Origin of the sequence: Pseudomonas sp. dw_358 (assembly GCF_018449655.1) — a bacterium.
Taxonomy (GTDB): Bacteria; Pseudomonadota; Gammaproteobacteria; order Pseudomonadales; family Pseudomonadaceae; genus Aquipseudomonas.
The window spans coordinates 110,965-129,600 of record NZ_JAAVUX010000010.1 but is presented as its reverse complement, the minus strand read 5'-3'; the positions used below and the strand labels follow the sequence as shown (position 1 = coordinate 129,600).

General features: G+C 63.8%; 13 protein-coding genes and 2 pseudogenes. 8 read left to right on the top strand and 7 right to left on the bottom strand.

Annotation, left to right across the window (positions count from 1 at the left end; translation table 11 throughout):
* Positions 1 to 26 precede the first annotated feature (26 nt).
* From HB675_RS16150 to HB675_RS16130, 5 genes and pseudogenes are all read right to left on the bottom strand, one after another.
* On the bottom strand, positions 27 to 716 hold the full coding sequence (locus tag HB675_RS16150) for an XRE family transcriptional regulator (protein WP_213879341.1): 690 nt from the start codon (positions 714 to 716) through the stop codon (positions 27 to 29).
* Positions 674 to 838, bottom strand: coding sequence for a hypothetical protein (locus tag HB675_RS16145; RefSeq protein ID WP_213879340.1), 165 nt, complete (start codon positions 836 to 838; stop codon positions 674 to 676). The genes HB675_RS16150 and HB675_RS16145 overlap by 43 nt, the downstream gene beginning before the upstream one ends.
* A gap of 119 nt (positions 839 to 957) precedes the next feature.
* Positions 958 to 1,630: pseudogene (locus HB675_RS16140) on the bottom strand (sugar-binding domain-containing protein); the annotation flags it as partial.
* A gap of 117 nt (positions 1,631 to 1,747) precedes the next feature.
* Positions 1,748 to 1,861: pseudogene (locus HB675_RS25945) on the bottom strand (Arm DNA-binding domain-containing protein); the annotation flags it as partial.
* A gap of 166 nt (positions 1,862 to 2,027) precedes the next feature.
* On the bottom strand, positions 2,028 to 2,942 hold the full coding sequence (locus HB675_RS16130; protein WP_256737576.1) for a LysR family transcriptional regulator: 915 nt from the start codon (positions 2,940 to 2,942) through the stop codon (positions 2,028 to 2,030).
* Positions 2,943 to 3,157: 215 nt separating this feature from the next.
* Between HB675_RS16130 and HB675_RS16125 the strand changes: the two genes are divergently transcribed.
* The 6 genes from HB675_RS16125 to pgm all read left to right on the top strand — a co-directional run bounded on the left by HB675_RS16125 (position 3,158) and on the right by pgm (position 13,013).
* Entirely contained in the window at positions 3,158 to 4,174 is a 1,017-nt protein-coding gene (locus HB675_RS16125; RefSeq protein ID WP_213879339.1) for a zinc-dependent alcohol dehydrogenase family protein, read from the top strand.
* Between the two features lie 204 nt (positions 4,175 to 4,378).
* Positions 4,379 to 5,872 (top strand): hypothetical protein, encoded by a 1,494-nt coding sequence (locus tag HB675_RS16120; RefSeq protein WP_213879338.1) that lies wholly within the window; start codon positions 4,379 to 4,381, stop codon positions 5,870 to 5,872.
* On the top strand, positions 5,869 to 7,257 hold the full coding sequence (locus HB675_RS16115; protein ID WP_213879337.1) for a PLP-dependent aminotransferase family protein: 1,389 nt from the start codon (positions 5,869 to 5,871) through the stop codon (positions 7,255 to 7,257). The genes HB675_RS16120 and HB675_RS16115 overlap by 4 nt, the downstream gene beginning before the upstream one ends.
* A gap of 99 nt (positions 7,258 to 7,356) precedes the next feature.
* Positions 7,357 to 9,009: a VRR-NUC domain-containing protein gene (locus tag HB675_RS16110; RefSeq protein WP_345945773.1), complete on the top strand. Its 1,653-nt coding sequence runs from the start codon at positions 7,357 to 7,359 to the stop codon at positions 9,007 to 9,009.
* Entirely contained in the window at positions 9,006 to 11,273 is a 2,268-nt protein-coding gene (locus HB675_RS16105) for an ATP-dependent DNA helicase (RefSeq protein ID WP_213879417.1), read from the top strand. Before HB675_RS16110 ends, HB675_RS16105 begins: the two co-directional genes overlap by 4 nt.
* A gap of 99 nt (positions 11,274 to 11,372) precedes the next feature.
* Positions 11,373 to 13,013, top strand: a complete 1,641-nt coding sequence (pgm, locus tag HB675_RS16100) for a phosphoglucomutase (alpha-D-glucose-1,6-bisphosphate-dependent) (RefSeq protein ID WP_213879335.1) — start codon at positions 11,373 to 11,375, stop codon at positions 13,011 to 13,013.
* Positions 13,014 to 13,113: 100 nt separating this feature from the next.
* On the opposite strand, the gene HB675_RS16095 is transcribed toward pgm, so the two are convergent.
* Positions 13,114 to 13,812 carry a pirin family protein gene (locus tag HB675_RS16095; RefSeq protein ID WP_213879334.1) on the bottom strand — a complete coding sequence of 233 codons (699 nt, stop codon included), beginning with the start codon at positions 13,810 to 13,812 and terminating at the stop codon, positions 13,114 to 13,116.
* A gap of 200 nt (positions 13,813 to 14,012) precedes the next feature.
* On the opposite strand from HB675_RS16095, the gene HB675_RS16090 reads away from it, so the two are divergent.
* Positions 14,013 to 16,292: a UvrD-helicase domain-containing protein gene (locus tag HB675_RS16090; RefSeq protein WP_213879333.1), complete on the top strand. Its 2,280-nt coding sequence runs from the start codon at positions 14,013 to 14,015 to the stop codon at positions 16,290 to 16,292.
* Here HB675_RS16090 and HB675_RS16085 read toward each other — a convergent pair.
* Positions 16,285 to 16,545, bottom strand: a complete 261-nt coding sequence (locus HB675_RS16085; protein WP_213879332.1) for a DUF1652 domain-containing protein — start codon at positions 16,543 to 16,545, stop codon at positions 16,285 to 16,287. The two genes, HB675_RS16090 and HB675_RS16085, sit on opposite strands and share 8 nt — an antisense overlap.
* 429 nt (positions 16,546 to 16,974) lie before the next feature.
* Here HB675_RS16085 and HB675_RS16080 point away from each other — a divergent pair, with 429 nt between their 5' ends.
* A complete protein-coding gene (locus tag HB675_RS16080; RefSeq protein ID WP_213879331.1) occupies positions 16,975 to 18,600 on the top strand; it encodes a methyl-accepting chemotaxis protein in 1,626 nt (541 codons plus the stop codon).
* Positions 18,601 to 18,636: the final 36 nt, after the last annotated feature.

Here is an 18,636-nt window from a genome sequence, read left to right as displayed (position 1 = left end):
AACTACCCTGACACCGGGGGCTGGGCTCAGTTCAACTGCTCAGGATGCGTCACCACCAGATACGCCACCGTCTCGCTGTCCACAGGATTGCGGTAGATGTGCGGCTGGTCAGCATAAAACAACATTGAATCGCCAGTTGAGAGCAAGAAGCGCTCTTCATTGACACTGACCTCCAGCGCCCCCTGGGCCACCACCAGGTTTTCCTGCACGCCGGGGCCGTGGCCCAAGGATTGTTCTTCGCCCAACGGGCTCAGGCGCATCTCGTAGAATTCAACCTGGCGGGCGGTGTCGTAGGGGAACAGGGCGCGAGTGACAAAAGCACCGCTGGCGCTGACCAAACGTTTGCTTTCCCTAGCTGGCAGAACCGAGACGCCATCGAAATCGCGGTGTTCGAGAAAGGCCGCCACCGACACCTTCAAGCCTTTGGCAATCTTGCACAGCACCTTGATCGACGGCACGCTGCGGCCCGACTCGATCTGCGCCAGCATGGCCCTGCTTACGCCACTGGCTCGGCCCAGACCGTCCAGGGACAGTTGGCGCTTGCTCCGCAGGCGTTGCAGGTTGAGCGCCACGCGCTGGCCCACAGGGTCATCATCATCTCGCTGGGAGTGGGCTTCAAAGTCGATGCTCTGCTCGTCGTTGGCCGTCAGAAAGCCGGTAGGCGTCGCCACGGTCAGGCCTGCCGCGATGCGTCGTCCTTGATGGCCTGTATCCATTGCGCGGTAGGCAGCGCCCCGCCAGTGGCGTAATGGGCCCAGAGCGCGCGGCCAAGCTCTTGGGCCTGCTTGCGCTTGCGGTACAGCACGAGGTCGGTAACAGAGGCGGTAGCAGGGGTCATGTCGTGTCTCGATGGCTTGAGCGCTTGGAATGCCCCGAGATTACCCCTGCCGATTTATATCCAGAAATACTGAATATTCATGTGCAGGTCTTATTTGGTTATTACGCGCATCGTGCAGGTTACAGCGACTCGCGCATCCCCGTCGCGGCCACCAGGTCGGGGATCAATACATCGACAAAGCCGCCCTTGAGCGCCCCGCGAATGGCTTGCACCTTGCGGCTGCCGCTCGCCAGCGCCAGCACCCGCGGCACGTCGTGCAGCTTGGGCAGGGCCATGGACACCACGAACTCTTCGTCTTCTTCGAGCACCGGCTGGCCGTTCTGTTCGAAGTAGCGCGGGCAGATGTCGCCCACCGCGCCGCGCTCGGCCAGCACCCGCAGCATATCCTCGGTGTAGTCGTTGACGCTGTTGCGAAACAGCTGTGAAGGCTCCAGCTCACCGATGCCGACGATGGCCAAGGTTACGCTGTCGAAGCGTTCGAGCACTTCGCCCATTTGCAGGATGCGATCGCGGCTCTGTACCGATTGTTCGATGCTCTCGGAGGGCAGCAGGTAGGCCGGGCAATTGAGCAGGGTGGCCAGGCGCTGGGTCAGCAGGGTGGCCTCGAAGGCGCCCTTGTTGCCGACGCCGCCCAGCAGTTGCACCACTTCGTGCGCCGCCTGGCGCCCACGATGACACGGCGTACGCCGTAGCGCTGTTGCAGCTCGCGTTTCAGTTCCAGGTGCCCTGGGGGCGCATGACCGTGATTTTCACCACGCCGTCCTGCAGCGCGCGCTGCAAGGCGTGGCTGATGCTCCGCTGCACACTGTATTTGGCCGTTTTTAGGGAGTAGCGCTGAGTGCTGGGCGAATTACGGCATGCCATCGCTGCGCGGCAAGTTGATCCGAGCTTCCCTGGCGGAGCAACATTGTTCGTCAAGTCGCGGCGCGCTTCCCGAGCAAGATCTCGGGCTTCCTTAAGGCCGATATCGGGATAGCTGCCAATGGCAAATATGTTCTCTTTACCCAGCAGCCGATATTTCATACGCCAGTGCTTGTAAGCAGGCCTGTCGGACTTACGAGAGGCCATCACGTCCCAATTGTACCCCCAGCTTCCCTGGAATCCAGTGGAAATAGAGGGGTGGCCATGGATGAGAGAATTTCATAATCTATTGTTTATTATAGATTTTCTAGATCTCAGTGGAACTCAGTCAAAGGCTATCCGGATCCCCAAAAAACATCTGAATCCGCGACCGTAGCCACCGCTCCCCCGGATCATTATCCTGAGACCCCCGCCAGGCCATATGCAGTTCAAACGTCTGCATCTCCAGCGGCAAAGGCTCGGCCCGGACCCCGCCAGCTGCCGTCAGCGAATCGGCTGTGTAATCCGGCACGATGGCAATGATGTCCGTCCCCGCCAGCAAGGTACTCAAGCCGTTGAACTGCGGCACGGCGAGCACCACGTGGCGCTTGCGGTCGAGTTTTTCCAAAGCGGTGTCGACAAAACCACTGAGATCCCCGGCGTAGGACACCAATGCATGGGGCCGGGCACAGAAGTCGTCCAGGCTCAAGGGGCCAGGGACGGTATCGGCGCGCAGGAGCCGCGAGGTGCTGCGGCGCAGGACCTTGCGCTTGGCGTTGGCCGGCAGTTCGTTGGTGTAGCTGACGCCGATGGAGATCTCGCCCGAGGCCAGCAGGGCCGGCATCAGGATGTAGTTCGCGCGGCGCACCACCAGCACGATGCCGGGGGCTTCGGCGCGCAGGCGTTTGAGCAGCATCGGCAGCAGGGCGAATTCGGCGTCGTCCGACAGGCCGATGCGAAACACCGCGGTGCTGGTGGCGGGGTCGAAGTCCGAGGCGCGGCTGACGGCGGTGGAGATGGAGTCCAGCGCCGGGGACAGCAGGGCGAAGATCTCCACGGCCCGGGCCGAGGGCTCCATGCTGCGCCCGGTGCGCACGAACAGTGGGTCGTCGAACAGCCCGCGCAGGCGCGACAGCGCGGCGCTGATGGCGGGCTGGCCGAGGAACAGCTTTTCCGCGGCGCGGGTCACGCTGCGTTCGTGCATCAAGGTTTCGAAGACGATCAACAGGTTCAGGTCGACGCGGCGCAGGTCGTTACGATTCATCCGGATTCGCTTCGCTGGAATATGAAGAAGATAGGACGCGGCGTGAATCTTACGGGGAAAGGCTGTTAATCTGCACCGGAAAATTGAGTTTTCCCACGCCTTCCGGGTCTTTAATCAATGGCAGGCATGGTGACTATCAATCGCCACGGATGGTTTGGCGGGTAAAGCCCGGATAGAGTTCATGGCATTAGAGGTTCATTAAGGCGAGGTTTGCGATGTCCCGCACGATTCGTTTCCACAAATTTGGTCCGGCCGATGTGCTCAAATGCGAAGAGCATGCGGCTCCATCTCCGGCTGCCGGGGAAGTGCAGGTGCGGGTCGAAGCGATCGGCATCAGCTGGTACGACATTCTGTGGCGCCAGAACCTGGCGTCGTCCCAGACCCGCCTGCCGGCCGGTATCGGCCAGGAAATGGCGGGTGTGGTGACCGCCATCGGTGATGGCGTCGAGGGGTTTGCCGTGGGCGACAAGGTCGCCAGCTTCCCGAGCCAGAGCCCCAACGATTACCCGGTGAGTGGCGAGCTGATCGTCATCCCGACCCAGGCGCTGACTCGCTACCCGGACATCCTCACGCCGGTCGAAGCGGCGGTGCACTACACGCCGATGCTGCTGGCCTGGTTTGCCTACGTCGAGCTGGCCCGCTGCAAGCCGGGGCAGACCGCGCTGGTCACCGATGCCAGCCACTGTGCCGGGCCGGCCTTCGTGCAGCTGGGCAAGGCGCTGGGCCTGAAGGTCATCGCCGCCACCAAGCAGCCCGAGCAGCGCGATTACCTGCTGGCGCTGGGCGCCGAGAAAGTCATTGTCACCGAAGAGCAGGACCTGCTGATGCAGATCCGCAAGTACACCGAGGATCGCGGTGTGGACATGGTCCTCGATGGCCTTGGCGGCCCGCAGATGGCCTTGCTCGGCGATGTCCTGGCGCCCCGTGGCAGCCTGGTGCTGTACGGGCTGCAGGGGGGCAACCAGACGCCGTTTCCAGCCTGTGCGGCGTTTCAGAAGAATATCCAGTTCTTCGTCCATTGCCTGGGCAACTTCCTGGGCAAGCCGGAGCTGGGCATCGCCCAGGATCAGGAGTCCTTGCAGCGGGCCCTGCGTGACATCAACCAGCTGACGGCTGATCGGGTCCTGGTGCCCCAGGTGACCAAGGTCTTCCCTTTCGAGCAGTTCGTCGAAGCGCACCGCTACATGGACGGTTGTCCTTGCGGTGGTCGAGTGGCCCTGGAACTGCCTTGAATCGCTCTGGAAAGCCCCTTGGCTTGGGCTTTCCAGTCTCCTGAACACCCCGCGGGATCAAGCCATCCCGCAAAGTGGGTAAATTTTCAGAAATTTCCCTGTCGATTTTCGGAAAACGCCCGTTGTGGGTGCCTGTGGGTCTGCGTTGTCATGGCCTGGCGAATTTATTGTGTCGATCGCGGCACGTCAGCCATCAGGTACCCCATGAGCGCACTCCATTCCCAGGCGATGACCCACGTCCACGCGCAACTGCTCCAGCGCCTGCTGGGCTGCTTCACGCCCGCTCAGCGAGCGTCCTTGCAGATGTTGATGCAGCGGCTCTGTATCGAGGCCGGTGGCCTTCCCGAACTGGAGCGCTACAAGGTCCTGCTGGCCTGTGCCGGGGGCAAGGACAGCCTGCAGACGCTGGCCTTTCTGCGCGCCGCCCAGCTGAGCTTCGCCCAGGAGCATGGCGCCACCTTCACCCTGCGCGTTGCCACGTGCCGCCAGGCTGGCATCAGCCATGCCGCCTTCGCCAATGTGCAACGTGCCTGCAGCGCGCTGTTTCTTCAGGACGACTCGAGGGTCGAGTTGCTGTTGCTCGACGAGCGGCGGGTGAGTCCCCTGGAGCCGCTGCCGCCGTTGAGTGAAAACGCCCGCCTCAGCCAGCGCATGAATCTGCTGGTCAGCGGCCATCTGACCGGGGGCGATGAACGGGTGACCTTCAGCAATGGCTGCTACCTGGCCATGGCCGGTTTCTACCAGCGCGCAATAAGCTGGGCGGGCGGTGTCGATGCCGTCGCGGTGGCCGACGAGCCCCGCCAGTTGCGGCATTACCTGGCGTGGGGCATGCGTGCGGCCCGTCAGGCCCGGGGCGGTGAGGCGCCGCGCAATCCGCTGTCCATCGAATTGTTGCAAGCGCTGGAATCGTTGAGCGATGTCTATTACCAGCAACTGCACGGGCTGCACAACGGCGCGGGCGACGGTCGTCCGTGGCGCCAGGTACCGCGCCTGCCCGTGGAGTTCCTCAAGCTGCACAGCGTGATCGATGGTGCCAACCCTGATCACTGGCATTTGCTGATGGATTTTCTCGGCTTCCAGTTCATTGGCTGCGGCAGCGGTTTCACCGAGCTGGATGGCGCCAGCCCGGTGTTGCTCGCGCATATGCGCGGTCTGCGCGCTGAATGCCTGCAAGGTCGCAACTATCGGCGTGGGGTCCATGATTACCTGCGGGTGCTGGTGCCGCAGATGCGCGCGCGGGGGATGTCCCGGACGCTGATCCTGCGTGCCTTGCATGCCTGGAGCGGCGACGAGGCCCTGGGCGCGCGGCGCGCCGAAGCCAATGAGCAGGCCGACGCCGCTTTCGGGGTGACCGAGGAGCAGTTGGTCTGCCTGCTCTATGCGCCGTTCGTCGAACACGGCGCCGCGCTCAAGGCCTTTGTCCAGCGCCGCTACCCACAGTGGTTGCCGGGTCTGGCGCAGCTGCACGGGGCCTTGCAGGGGCAGGGCGGCACGGAGGCGGCGCAGGGCTGGCTGCGGGAGGTCAGCGGGTTGCCGCTGGTGGCGCTTCGGCGTCTTTATCATCTGCAGCGAGTGGATCTGGCGGGCCGCCGCGATCTGATCGCAGTGATGCACGCCAGTGATCCCCGGCGGCGTCAGGAGCAGGGAGCGAAGCTGACCGGGCCTGCCTTGCGCGACCTGATCGCCGACCGCTCGTGAGCGCTACGGGGGCATTTGCCTATCAGGCCGTGTATCGCTACCTGGGCGAACTGATCGATGCGGCAGGGCCGGGCCAGCGCCTGCCGCCGTTGCGCTTGCTGGCGCGGCAGCTGAGCGTGTCGATGTCCACGGTGCAGTCGGCGTATTCATTGCTGGAGACGCAGGGCCGGGTGTATTCGGTGCGCAAATCAGGTTATTTCACCTGTCCGCGGTCGCAAACCGGTTCTGACCCGGGCGGCGAAGACCTGCTCGAACGCCTGAACGCGCTGGCCCAACAGGAGCAACTGCAGCAGATGAGCCATGCCAGCGCCGTTCTCGAGCAACCGCTGGAAATCCTGTTGCACCGCTGGGAACGGCACCTGCTGCGGCTGTCCCCGCGCTTGGCCGGGAGCCTTGCGCACCCTTGCGGCGACACGCAGCTGCGCCGAGCATTGGCGGCCCGGTACAGCACGGCCGTGGACCAATGCTGGAATGCCGATAACCTTTACCTCGGCGTGGACGCAGCCTCGGTTCTGCGTTTGCTGATACTGGCCCTGGCACTCAAGGGGCAGACGGTGGTCGTGGTCACCCCGTGCCCCTGGCCGTTGCTGCGGGCCCTGCGCGACGCCGGCGTGCAGGTGTTGGAGCTGGCGCTTTGTGACCGTGGGCGAATTGACCTGCAATGGCTGGAGCCCCAGCTCAAGGGGGGGCGGGTCAGGCTGATGTTGCTGGACTCTCGGGTCAACCTGCCCCATGGCACGCTGATGCCGTTGGCCCAGCGTCGCGCGCTTGGCCGCTTGCTCGTCCACTATGGCACCTGGCTGCTGGAGCACGATGGCGGTGGCGAGCTGTGCTTCAGTGAAACACCGCGCCTGCGCGAACTGATCGATCCGCAGCGGCTGTTGATTCTCGGCTCGCTGGAGCAGGGCATTGGTGCGGAAGGCGGTTACGGGTACCTCATGTCCCGACATTTCGCTCCCTCCCTGCGCCAGGTGTTTCTCCAGCGCGCTTGCCGGTTGCCGCCGATCCGCCAGCAGGCCATCGCCCGCTTGTTCGATGGCGGCCAGGTGGACGCCCACTTGCAGCGCCTGCGTTGTCTTTGGCAGGTGCGTCTGGGCACATGGCAGCAGCAGCTCGATCGCCATTTGGCCGAGCATGTCGAGTACACGCGCCCCAAGGGCGGCACGGGCCTCTGGCTCCGCTGTCGCCAGCCGGTCAACGGCAGGCGGCTGTTCGAGCGCCTGGTGCAACGGCGCATAGTGGTCACCCCCGGCGAGCTGTTCAGCCTGCGTGGGGATTTCAGCCAGTGCCTGCTACTGGCCTGCCCAGACCTGAGCGAGGCGCAGCATGAGGCGCTTTGGCCGGTGGTGGCCGAGGTGTTGGCGCGTGAGGGCAGGGAGTCGTAGGTGCCCCCGCGGCATGACCCCTGCCGCCTGTCCCCGCAACTTGTCAGCGTGCCAATCTGTATGTATAACCAGTGCCGTATTTCCTGCCGATGCCGTGCCGTGAACCCCGACGCCTTTGACGACCCTTTCTACTACCTGGCCAACTTCCAGCGGGTGCTGAGCTGGCTGGCGAGCCGTTATGCCGACTTGCTCGACCGCGAAGAGCAAGCGTTCATCGAGGGTTTCCAGGTTGTGCCCCAAGCGTCCCAGGCATTGCTCGTGCGCATGGTGATGCGCAAGGGCGGGTTCTTTCGCGAGTCGCGCCTGCAATACGCCGAGATCGGCTGCCCGCGCCTGGCGGCCGCCAGTCTGCTGGCCCAGGGCTGGCTGCAAGCCGATGGGCCCATGAGCCTGGCCGAGCTGTTCGAGGTGCTTCAGAAGGCCGAACTGGTGCGCAGCTTCAGCCGCCATGGGGTGCGCAGGGCGGTGCGCAAGGCCGAGCTGTACGAGGCCATTGCCACCTTGCACCCTCAGGCGCAATCCTTCACGAACTGGTGCCCCGATCACCCCGAGCAGGTCTACGCGCTGCGGGTGCGGCCGCTGTGCGATCGGCTGCGGCTGATGTTCTTCGGCAACCTGCGCCAGACCTGGACCGATTTCGTACTGGCCGACCTCGGCGTGTTCCGCTACGAGACCGTCGCCCTGGAAGCCGACTCCCGGGCCCTGCGCCAGCGCGCCGACGTGCAGTTCTACCTCGCGTTGCACGCCTGCCGAGAGCGCCTGGAGCAGGGCGACGATCCCCTGTTGATCGGCGAGGCGATCGCCGCCCTGCACAGTGAAAACCCCTGGTTGCTCAGCCGACGGGACAAGGCACTGTTCGAGATCGCCCAGTTGCATGAAAAGGCCCAGGATTGGCCGGCCGCGTTGCAGCGTTACAGTCAGTCGCGCTATCCCGGTGCCCGCCTGCGGCGCATCCGCGTGCTGGAACGCAGCGGCGCCGACGCCCAGGCGCTGGCACTGGCCGAGGAGGCTGGCGGGGCAGTGGAGGGCGCGGCCGAAGCTCAGGCGCTGGAGCGCATCGTGCCGCGCTTGCGCAAGCGCCTGGGCCAGGCGGTGGCCGGGCGCCGGAGCCGGGTGCCAGTCACTCGGCTGGACCTGAACCTGCCTCGGGACGAGCGCCTGGGCAGCGTCGAGTCTCAGGTCCAGGCGCATTTGCACGACCCGCAGGCGCCGGTGCACTACGTGGAAAACAGCCTGATCAACTCGCTCTTCGGCCTGCTTTGCTGGCCGGCGATTTTCGCGCCGCTGCCGGGGGCTTTCTTTCACCCGTTCCAGAGCGGCCCGGCGGACTTGTTGCAAGCCGATTTCCACGCCCGCCGCGCCACGTTGTTTGCGGCCTGCCTGGCGCAATTGGACGACGGCCGCTGGAAAGACAGCATCCGTGCCTGCTACCGCGACAAGTGGGGACTGCAGTCGCCCTTCGTCTATTGGTCGGTGCTCGAACCGCCGTTGCTGGAGCAGGCGCTGGCCTGCCTGCCGGCGGTCCATCTGCGGCATTGCTTCGAGCGCCTGCTGAGCGATGTGCGCAACAACCGCTCGGGCATGCCCGACCTGATCCAGTTCTGGCCTGAAGAGGGGCGCTACCGCATGATCGAGGTCAAGGGACCGGGCGACCGGTTACAGGATAACCAGCTGCGCTGGATCGAGTTCTGCGCCCAGCATCGGATGCCCGTCGAGGTCTGCTACGTACAGTGGGACACCGCGTGCGCCTGAGCTACCCGGTGGCGGTACGGGCCCTGTGCGAGTTCACCGCCAAGGTCGGCGACCTGGACCTGCGCTTCACCCCGTCGCCCACAGCCCAGGAGGGCATGGCCGGCCATCGCCGGGTGGCTGCCGGGCGCGGCGCGGGCTACCAGAGCGAGGTCAGCCTCAGTGGCCAATACGCCGAACTGCAGGTGCGTGGGCGTGCCGACGGTTACGACCCAGTGCTCAATCGCCTGGAGGAAATCAAGACCTACCGGGGCGACTTGAGTCGCCAGCCGGACAATCATCGCCAGCTGCACTGGGCTCAGGCGCGGATGTACGGCTGGCTGCTGGCCGATCAACTGGGCTTGCCCGAGCTGCGCCTGGCATTGGTCTACCTGGACGTCGACAGCGACCGTCAGACCCTGATCGAAGAACCCTGGAGCCGCGAGGCCCTCAAGCGCTGGTTCGAGGCGCAGTGCGAGGTCTTTCTGGCCTTCGCCCGTCCGGAGTTGAAGCGCCTGGCCGAGCGCGATCAAGGCCTGCGCGAGCTACGGTTCCCTTATGCGGACTTTCGCACCGGCCAGCGCGACCTCGCCGAAACCGTGTACAAGGCGGCCAGCACCGGACGCTGCCTGCTGGCCCAGGCCACCACCGGCATCGGCAAGACCCTGGCCACGCTGTTCCCGCTGCTCAAGGCCATGGTCCCGCAGCAGTTGGACAAGATCTACTTTCTGACCGCCAAGACCCCTGGCCGCCAACTGGCCCTGGACGCCCTCCAGCAAGTCGTGCGCAGCCAGCCTGGGCTGGCGTTGCGCGGGTTGGAACTGGTGGCCCGGGACAAGGCCTGCGAATACCCGGACAAGGCCTGCCATGGTGATGCCTGTCCGTTGGCCAAGGGCTTTTACGATCGCCTGCCTGCTGCCCGCGTGGCCGCCCTGAAGCGGCCGCTGCTGGACCAGGCCAGTGTGCGCGAGGTCGCCCTGGCCCATCAGGTGTGCCCGTACTACCTGAGCCAGGAGCTGGCCCGCTGGGTTGATGTGGTGGTAGGCGACTACAACTACTATTTCGACCTCACCGCCTTGCTCATGGGGCTGGCCCAGGCCAACCAATGGAACCTGGCGCTGCTGGTGGACGAGGCCCACAACCTGGTCGACCGCGCCCGCCAGATGTACAGCGCCAGCCTCGACCCGTGGCGCCTGCAAGCCTTGCGCAAGGCGCCGCCGGCACGGCTCAAGACCGCCCTGCAACGGCTGAACCGTGAATGGAACGCCCTCTGCAAGGACCAGCTGACGCCCTACCAGGCCCGTACTGCGTTGCCCGACAAATTCCTGCTGACCTTGCTGCGCTGCGTGTCGCTGATCGGCGACGAAATGAACGAAAACCCCCTGAGCCTGGACCGCTCCCTGCTGGACTTCTACTTCGAGGCCTTGCAGTTCACCCGGGTCGCGGAGCTGTTCGACGAGCACTACCTGTTCGATATCACCGTACGAGAAGGGGCAGGGCGCAAGCGCCAGGCCACCCTGTGCCTGCGCAACGTGGTGCCGGCGCCGTTGCTGGCACCTCGGCTCAAGGCCCCCCGCAGCAGCGTGCTGTTTTCCGCCACGCTGAGCCCGCGCCGCTACTACCAGGACCTGTTGGGGCTGCCGGCCGACTGTGCCTGGGTCGACGTGGCGTCACCCTTCAACGCCGCGCAATTGCAAGTACGCATCGCCGATCACATCTCCACCCGCTATGCCCATCGGGAGCGCTCGCTGGTGCCCATCGTCGAGTTGATGGCCGAGCAGTTCGCCGAGGCAACAGGCAACTACCTGGCCTTTTTCAGCAGCTTCGAGTACTTGCAGCAAGTGGCCACGCTGATGGCCGTCCGTTACCCGGCGATTGCGCTCTGGCTGCAAAAGCCGAAGATGGATGAGGGCGCCCGCCGCGATTTTCTCGGGCAATTTGCCGAACACACTCAAGGCATTGGCTTTGCGGTGCTGGGCGGTGCGTTCGGCGAAGGGATCGACCTGCCGGGCAAGCGCCTGATCGGCGCGTTTGTCGCCACCCTCGGGTTGCCCCAGTTCAACCCGGTCAATGAACAGATCAAGCAGCGCATGGGCGCTATCTTTGGCGCCGGTTACGATTATGCCTACCTGTATCCGGGCTTGCAGAAAGTGGTGCAGGCCGCAGGCCGGGTGATCCGTGGCGTCGACGACGAGGGTGTGGTGGTGCTGATCGATGACCGTTTTGCGCAAGCCAAGGTCCAACAGCTGTTCCCGCGCTGGTGGCAACTGGCAGCGCCGGTGGAATAATTATCGGGCCGGGGGATACAACAGCGGGCACAGGGGTCAAAGTGCCAGTAAACTGTCACCCGATCATTCACCGTCATCTTTCTGTACCCGAGGTTTTGCATGAAGCTCAGTCCGTTTGCGGGCAAACCTGCTCCCGCCGAGTTGCTGGTCGACATCCCGCGACTGGTCACTGCCTATTACACCGCCCAACCCGACGCGGCCGTGTCCACGCAACGCGTCGCCTTCGGTACGTCCGGCCACCGTGGCAGTTCATTCGATTCAAGCTTCAACGAAGGACACGTGCTGGCGATCAGCCAGGCCATCTGCCTGTACCGTCAGACCAAGGGCATTGATGGCCCGCTGTTCGTCGGTATCGACACTCACGCCTTGTCCACCCCGGCGGGCGCCAGTGCCCTGGAAGTGTTTGCCGCCAACGGCGTGCAGGTGATGATTGCCGCCGACGACGAATACACGCCGACGCCGGCGGTGTCCCACGCGATCATCTGCTATAACCGCGGCCGCGAACGTGGACTGGCCGATGGCGTGGTGATCACGCCGTCGCACAACCCGCCCCAGAGCGGTGGCTTCAAATACAACCCGCCCAACGGCGGCCCGGCCGATACCGACGTCACCAAGTGGATCGAGGCCAAGGCCAACGAACTGCTGGGCGAGGGCCTCAAGGGCGTCAAGCGCATCAGCTACGAAAAGGCCCTGAAGGCCAACACCACCCACCGCCATGATTACCTCAACACCTACGTGGCGGACCTGATCAACGTCATTGACTTCGATGCGATTCGCAAGGCCGGTCTGCGCCTGGGCGTCGACCCGCTGGGCGGCGCCGGGGTGCGTTACTGGACAGCCATCGCCGAGCACCACACGCTTGACCTGACCGTGGTCAACCCCAACGTCGACCCGACGTTCCGCTTCATGAGCGTGGACTGGGACGGACAGATCCGCATGGACCCGTCCTCGCCCTACGCGATGCAAGGTCTGATCGGCCTCAAGGACCGTTTCGACGTAGCCTTTGCCTGCGACCCGGACCATGACCGTCACGGCATCGTCACCCCGAGCGGCGGCCTGTTGGCGCCGAACAACTACCTGGCCGTGGCCATCGATTACCTGTACCGCCATCGCCCGCAATGGCGCAGCGATGCGGCCGTGGGCAAGACCGTGGTCAGCAGCGGCCTGATCGACCGCGTCACTGCGCGTCTGGGCCGTCGCCTGTACGAAGTGCCAGTGGGCTTCAAGTATTTTGCCGACGGTCTGTTTGACGGGTCCTTGGGGTTTGGCGGGGAGGAAAGCGCGGGTGCCTCCTTTCTGCGCCGCGACGGCACGGTCTGGAGCACCGACAAGGACGGCCTGATCCCGTCGCTGCTGGCGGCCGAGATGACCGCCACCCAAGGCAAGGATCCCAGCCAGCTGTACCAGGACCTGACGGCCGCTCTGGGCACGCCTTACTCGACTCGCGTCGAGGCCAAGGCCAACCCACAGCAGAAAGCCGCGCTGGGCAAGCTGTCTCCCGAGCAGGTCACGTCCAAGGAGTTGGCAGGCGAGCCGATCGAACAGATCCTCAGCCACGCACCGGGCAACAACCAGGCCATCGGCGGCTTGAAAGTCAGCACCGCCAACGGCTGGTTCGCCGCACGGCCGTCGGGCACCGAAGACATCTACAAGATCTACGCCGAAAGCTTTGTCGATGACGCGCACCTGCAGCGTCTGGTGGCTGAGGCGCAGGTGTTGGTGGACACCGCCATTTCCTGATCGAACCTGCTGCAGGACCGCCCTTGCTCGGGAATCTGCCCAGGAGAATTCCGGTGCCCAGGCAGTGTCGCTATCTCGAGCAAGCTCGGTCCTGCAGGCTTCAAGCCACATCCACCAATACGATCTCGCTGTCCTGCAGCGCTGTCACTCGCAGCACACGCTCGTCTTCCACGGCCACGCCATCGCGCTCGGCGGCTTGCACGCCGTTGACGTCGATCAGGCCGGTGGCGGGTACCAAATAGGCGCGGCGACCGGCGCCCAAGGCGTATTCGGCCGTTTCGCCAGCCTTGAGTGTGGCGGCCACCAGCCGCGCGTCGGCACGGATGCGCAGGCTCTGGTCATCCTCCGCACGGCCGCTGGCCAGGGTCACGAAGCCTTCGTTGCGTTCGCCCTTGGGAAACGGTCGGGCACCCCACGACGGCGCTTCGCCGGTCTTGTCGGGGATGATCCAGATCTGGAAAATGCGCGTCGGGCCATCCTCCAGGTTGTACTCGCTGTGGGCGATGCCGGTGCCGGCACTCATCACCTGTACGTCGCCCGCTTCGGTACGGCCCTGGTTGCCCAGGTTGTCCTGATGGGTGATGGCGCCTTCGCGCACGTAGGTGATGATTTCCATGTCCCGATGCGGGTGCTGGGGGAAGCCGGTGCCGGAGGCGATGACGTCGTCGTTCCACACCCGCAGGTTGCCCCAGTGCATGCGCCGGGGGTCGTGGTAGCTGGCGAACGAGAAATGATGGTGCGCGTCGAGCCAGCCATGATTGGCGGCGCCGAGGCTGTTGAACGGTCTGAGTTGCAGCATGGGGACTCCATTGAAAGGCTCGGCAGTCGACACATCACCGAGCACCTATCTTCCAATACGGCGTGTCGAGTAAAAAGCGCAAAGAATGGCAAGGAGTGATCGAATATTCTGATATCAGACTTCAGGTTGCACTGTGGCATAGTGCACTAATTCATTGATTCATCAGCCATACCCGTTCAAATGTCGCCGTTGGAGCCTTCATGTCGTCTTCCCCCTTCCTGCAGCGCTGGGCTTCTCGTCTGTTCGGTGAAAAGACCGCACCTGCCGACAATACACCCGCCAGGGTCGATGAAGGCGAGCCCGCGCCGTTCATGCTGTTCGACGACTGGAAGTTCGCCCTGACCCCCGGGCTGAGGAAGCGCATCAAGGCCGACGCTGCTCAACGGCTGCCGGAACACGCCCAACCCAGCGCCGCTCAGTGGAAGATGATCTTCAGTCAGGCGCCGGCAACCACAGTGATGGCCGGTGCCGGCTCGGGCAAGTCCACCTCGCTGGCCATGCGGCTGTTGGTCATGCATCACTACCTGGGCTATTCGCTGGACAGCATCACGGTCATTACGTTTACCCGTGAATCACGTAAAGACTTCATCAAGAAGATGGTGCAACTGTTTGATCTGTGGGAAATAAATATTTCAAATGGGCAGGCGCAAGGGACTGTGCGCACCTTTCACTCCCGCCTGCTGCCGCAAGTCCACAGCTTGCCGGGGCTTGCGGACGTACGCGTGTTCGAGACGCTCGGTGCCGGTACCGGCAACCCCTTCGACCTGCGTATCAACGAGGCTCAGCGCAGCCTGATGAACGCCTGCTACAGCGAACTGCTCAACCGCGACCCGGACTTTCGCGCACGGATAGGAGCACTGCGTCTGCACACCCTGCGGCTCAAGCGGCTCAGCCCTGAGCACCCGGAGGTGAAGAAGCGCGCCGTGGTCACCGAACTGGCCGCCCGTCGCGACGAGGAGCTGTGCGACCTGATCGAAGACCACTGGTACCGTGCAGGCGTCTGGCCCATCGAAGGCATCGAACCGGACCGTCGTACCGTCAGCATCAATGGCAGCCCATTCCATTGCCATGGCTACATCGCCGAACTGGACGCCTGGGTGGTGCTGGGCCTGGACCCTGCGCAAAATCCACAGATGAGCCGCCCTGGAGCCAAGCTCAGTGTGCGCGCCGAATGGGCGGTAAAGCGCACTCTGTTTCAGGCATTCTGCGATAAGCCTCTGATCTGGCTGGATAACTACGATGAGGGACGGCGCCTTTGGGGGGCGTTGGCCGGCAGTTCGGTGTCCGGTCCCGGCTTCGATTATCAGGTGGCCGGTGATCAGGCCGGGGCGCCATTGCTGGATGCATTCTTCGCCAGTGCCAGTTTCATCGAAAACCTGGGGCTGGACGTGGCCAGTGCCATTGCGGCCATGGATGCCGATGCCTTGGGTCCGGATCGGCTGTTCTTCCAGGCTTTGGCGCACTTCTGGCCGGCCTTCAATCAGGCGCTGCGCCAGCAGACCCCGCCCATCATGACCTACAACACGCTGTTCGCCTTGCTGGGCGAAGGCGCGCCGCAGCACCTCGAACGGCTGCCCGATGCCCTGATCGCTCCCATGACGCACGTGTTGGTGGATGAGTTTCAAGACATCTCGCCACAGATTGTCAGCTGGCTGCGGGCCAGTCTCGCCGAGGCGCGGCGCCGTGCCCGTGTGGCGCAGCCTTCGCAGGCGGCGCAGACATCGTTGTTGTGCGTGGGGGATGACTGGCAGTCCATCTACGGTTGGCGTGGCAGTTCCACCCATTACTTCCTGGCGTTCGAGCAGGAGTTCCCCGCGTCCAGCACCACCCGGGTGTTGCTCAGCGACAACTACCGCAGCCAGCAGATGATCATCGATGCGGCCGAGCACTTGGTACGCCCCGTGAGATCATTGCCGGGCAAGAAGGCCAGCGCCGCTGGCGTACATCTGCCGCCAGCCACAGCCGTGCAGGTGCTGGGGCGTGATGGGCAGCACCTGAGCCAGCGCTTGCGGGAGCATCATCGGCAAGGGCATTCGGTTCTCATACTCTTTCGAGGAGTATCCGATAAGTCATTGATTGATAATGAAGTAAACGAAATTATTCTTGCCGATGGCCAGCGTCCCATCGAGCAACGGCAGATCCGCTTGATGAGCGTTCACAGCGCCAAAGGCTTGCAGGCCGATGCCGTGTTTCTGTTGGGGGACTGCACGTACGCTGCCTCGTCGCCCTATCGCAATGAGGTGTACCGCCTGGCTGGCCTGGCAGGCACTGGGCAGGTCGATGGCTACGATGCGGCCCAGCGCGATGAAGTGCTACGCCTGGCTTACGTGGGAATCACCCGGGCTGTGGGGCACTGCTATTGGTACGTGCCACCACCGACGCGCCGCGAGCAGGCCGGGGTGACGGCAGCCAGCGCAAGGGTGCCGAACGACACAGTGTTTTTCACGGATTTGCGCAGCCAAGGGGATGCGTTCAGTTGACGGCCGACAGCAAGCGTGGCGGTACAAAGGCTTCCAGTTCGGCCTCGACGGCTTCGATGATGCGCTCCACATCGGCCGCATTCATCACCGTCGCACAGGGCAGGCCGGCGATGGCGATCACCGTCTCGCCACTGGCACGGTCGAACAGCCGCGCCACCATACTGCTGGGCGCGTCCATGCTGGCTTCGAAGCCCATGGGGTGAAAGTGCCAGCGCATGACCTGGCACGCATTGGGAAACGTCATCTTGTTCATGGTGCCCACCTTGACTGAGAAAGCGGCGTAATACAGCCGCTGGCAGGGAAGACCAGAGCGTTAACCTGTCCGATGATCGTGCCGGTGACGTGCAGCGAGACAGAACTTAAACGTAGCACCCACCCACGAAAAATTTGTGAATATTTCGTCCTGTTGCACAACTTTTCCCGTATTTATTGATCGTGGTCAGCCGTGGCCCGACCAACGGAAACAATAAGTAAAAGTGCCAGTAAATTGATACTAAGTTACCCGCGGCTTGTACTTCAGCCACTCAGCCTGAGTCGTTGCGTAGCAACCTGAAATATTTGGCGCAACCCCTTCATTTCAGGCGCATGAAGCCGATACCCCCAAGGTGTAACACAGCATTTTCACGAGCGCTGATTCAGCGCCGCAAAAAATGGTTTGCTTGACCCTTCAAGGTACCCTGCCATGTCTTTGAGAACCCTCAACATTGCGCCTCGCGCGTTCCTCGGTTTTGCCGTCATCACCGTGCTGTTGATCGGGTTGGCCGGCTTTGCCTCCAACCGCATGAGCATGGTTCGTCAGGCCTCGGTGGACATTGTCGGCAACCAGTTGCCCAGCGTCGGCTACCTGGGCAACTTGATCGAAGACGTGCTGCGCTTGCGCATCATGTCGTTCCGGATTCTGGTCAACCGCGAACCGGCCGCTCTGGCCGAGACCGATCGGCGTGCCGCCGAGTTGGTGGGCAAGCTCAAGGAAGCGCAAGCCAGCTACGCCGCGTTGCCTTTCGACGGCGAGGAAGCGACGGTGTACAAGGCCTTCAGCGCCAGCCTCGACGCCTATCTGCAGGCACAGAACGAGATGCTTGCCTTGTCCCGCGACAATAAGCTGGAGGCCATGCGCGACCTGATCAACACCAAGGTCAAGGCCGGGACGGATCAGATGGGCGATCAGTTGAATCAACTGGTGGCCATCAACAAGTCCGGAGCGATCGCGGCCGACAAGCTGGCCGCAGCCCGTTATGACACCGCCAACTGGACCGTCATCATGATTGCCCTGGCCGCGTGCGTGGCCACGGTGCTGCTGGCCTGGCTGCTGACTCGCAGCATTGTCGCGCCCTTGACCCAGGCACTGGCGGCCGCCCAGCGGATCGCCGCCGGCAACCTCAGCCAGCGCATCGATGCGCAGGGCAGCGACGAGCCGGCCCGCCTGCTCGGTGCCCTGGCGCAGATGCAAGGCAGCCTTCGCCAGACCCTGGAGCAGATCGCCGGCTCGGCCACCCAGCTGGCATCGGCCTCCACCCAACTGAGTGCGGTGACTGAAGAAGCCTCCCGAGGCCTGACCCAGCAGAACAACGAAATCGAGCAGGCAGCCACTGCGGTCAATGAAATGACCAGCGCCGTCGAGGAGGTGGCGCGCAACGCCGTTTCCACCTCCGAGGCCTCTCAGGACTCCAGCCGCGTGGCCATGCAGGGCCGTGACCGGGTCGGCGACACGGTCAGTGCGATCCAGACCATGAATACTGACCTGCAGCGCACCTCGACCCTGATCCAGGGGCTGGCCGCCCAGGGCCGTGATATCGGCAAGGTGCTGGACGTGATCCGCGCCATTGCTGAACAAACCAACCTGCTGGCGCTCAACGCCGCCATCGAAGCCGCCCGCGCCGGGGATGCCGGACGCGGTTTTGCCGTGGTGGCCGACGAGGTGCGGGCACTGGCCCATCGCACCCAGCAGTCCACCCGTGAAATCGAGCAGATGGTCGCCGGGATCCAGAACGGCACGGGCGAGGCAGTCAGTTCCATGGCGCAGAACAGTCAGCTTAGCCAAAGCACCCTGGAAATGGCTGAGGCGGCCGGTGGCGCCCTGCAGCAGATCACCGATTCCATCGCCATGATCAACGAGCGCAACCTGGTGATCGCCAGCGCCTCGGAAGAGCAGGCCCAGGTGGCGCGGGAGGTAGACCGCAACCTGGTCAACATCCGCGACCTGGCCAACCAGTCGGCCACCGGTGCCCAGCAGACCAGCGCCGCCAGCCATGAGCTGTCGCGCCTGGCGGCGGGTCTGAGCACACTTGTGTCGCGATTCACAATTTAATCCTGAGCAAGGCAGTGGTAGGGTCGATGGTTTCGT

What these genes read in the sequence shown, in the direction of transcription:
- HB675_RS16150 (WP_213879341.1), bottom strand. Translation starts at nt 716, where the DNA reads ATGGATACAGGCCATCAAGGACGACGCATCGCGGCAGGCCTGACCGTG.
- HB675_RS16145 (WP_213879340.1), bottom strand. Translation starts at nt 838, where the DNA reads ATGACCCCTGCTACCGCCTCTGTTACCGACCTCGTGCTGTACCGCAAG.
- HB675_RS16130 (WP_256737576.1), bottom strand. Translation starts at nt 2,942, where the DNA reads ATGAATCGTAACGACCTGCGCCGCGTCGACCTGAACCTGTTGATCGTC.
- HB675_RS16125 (WP_213879339.1), top strand. Translation starts at nt 3,158, where the DNA reads ATGTCCCGCACGATTCGTTTCCACAAATTTGGTCCGGCCGATGTGCTC.
- HB675_RS16120 (WP_213879338.1), top strand. Translation starts at nt 4,379, where the DNA reads ATGAGCGCACTCCATTCCCAGGCGATGACCCACGTCCACGCGCAACTG.
- pgm (WP_213879335.1), top strand. Translation starts at nt 11,373, where the DNA reads ATGAAGCTCAGTCCGTTTGCGGGCAAACCTGCTCCCGCCGAGTTGCTG.
- HB675_RS16095 (WP_213879334.1), bottom strand. Translation starts at nt 13,812, where the DNA reads ATGCTGCAACTCAGACCGTTCAACAGCCTCGGCGCCGCCAATCATGGC.
- HB675_RS16090 (WP_213879333.1), top strand. Translation starts at nt 14,013, where the DNA reads ATGTCGTCTTCCCCCTTCCTGCAGCGCTGGGCTTCTCGTCTGTTCGGT.
- HB675_RS16085 (WP_213879332.1), bottom strand. Translation starts at nt 16,545, where the DNA reads ATGAACAAGATGACGTTTCCCAATGCGTGCCAGGTCATGCGCTGGCAC.
- HB675_RS16080 (WP_213879331.1), top strand. Translation starts at nt 16,975, where the DNA reads ATGTCTTTGAGAACCCTCAACATTGCGCCTCGCGCGTTCCTCGGTTTT.